The sequence below is a fragment of the Streptomyces sp. MB09-02B genome, assembly GCF_033794485.1.
In the GTDB taxonomy this organism is placed as follows: domain Bacteria; phylum Actinomycetota; class Actinomycetes; order Streptomycetales; family Streptomycetaceae; genus Streptomyces.
This window is the reverse complement of record NZ_JARGEE010000885.1, coordinates 1-1186: the sequence shown is the minus strand read 5'-3', so window position 1 is coordinate 1186 and position 1186 is coordinate 1. Positions and strand designations below refer to the sequence as shown.

1 protein-coding gene is annotated in these 1186 nt (G+C 75.9%); it reads left to right on the top strand.

What is annotated here, in order from left to right; all coding sequences use genetic code 11:
* The coding region (locus P1P70_RS44850) for a PLP-dependent aminotransferase family protein (RefSeq protein ID WP_413471699.1) at nt 1-1186 on the top strand (1186 nt) is incomplete at both ends.

Below are 1186 nucleotides of genomic sequence, written 5' to 3'. Positions count from 1 at the left end.
GGCGGGTGCCGGGGCGGCCGTGCCCGGCCTGGCGGCGCGGGTCGCGGCCGTCGGGGGTTCCCCCGTTCGGGACATCCTCGCCGTCACCTCGCGTCCGGAAGTCGTCAACTTCGCGGGTGGACTGCCCGCGCCCGAGCTGTTCGACACGGAGGGGATAGCGGCCGCCTACCGCGAGGTGTTCGCCGAGTCCGCGGGGCGCGCCCTGCAGTACGCGACGACCGAGGGCGAGCCGGTGCTCCGGGCGGCGCTCGCGGCGCGGTACGGGGCGCGCGGGCTGGCGACCGGCGCGGACGACGTCCTCGTCACCACCGGCTCGCAACAGGCGCTGTCGCTGCTCGCCACCGCGCTGCTGGACCCGGGGGACGTCGTCCTGGTCGAGGACCCCTGCTATCTCGCGGCGCTCCAGGCGTTCCGGTTCGCGGGGGCGCGGGTGGTGGCCGTGCCGGGCGACGCGCACGGGGTGGACCCGGTGGCGCTGGAGGAGTCGGTGCTACGGCACCGGCCCAAGCTCTTCTACACCGTCCCCACCTTCCAGAACCCGACCGGACGCACGCTCCCCGCCGAGCGGCGGGCGGCCGTGGCCTCCGTCGCCGCCCGGCGCGGACTGTGGATCGTCGAGGACGACCCGTACGGCGAACTCCGCTTCGAGGGCGACCGGGTGCCGTGGATCGCCTCGTACCCGGGCGCCGAGGACCGTACGGCGCTGCTGGGCTCCTTCTCCAAGGTCATGGCCCCCGGCATGCGGCTGGGCTGGCTGCGCGGGCCGGCCGGGCTGCGGCGGGCGTGCGCGGTCGCCAAGCAGGCGGCCGACCTGCACACGCCGACCGTCAACCAGCTCGCCGCGGCGCGGTATCTGGCCGACCGTGATCTGGACGCCCATGTCGCCCGGGTCGCCGGGGCGTACCGGGAGCGCCGCGACACGATGCTCGCGGGCCTCGCCGAAGCGCTGCCGGAGGGCTCCGCGTGGAACCGTCCCGAGGGCGGCATGTTCCTCTGGGCCCGCCTCCCTTCCTCCCACGACACCGGCGCGCTGTTGCCGCGTGTCGTCGCGCAGGACGTGGCGTACGTGCCCGGGGCGCCCTTCTACGCCGGTGAGCCCGACCGGTCGACGCTGCGCCTGTGCTTTGTGACGCAGACACCGGAGGAGATCCGGGAGGGGCTGCGGCGGTTGGGGGCGGGGTTGCGG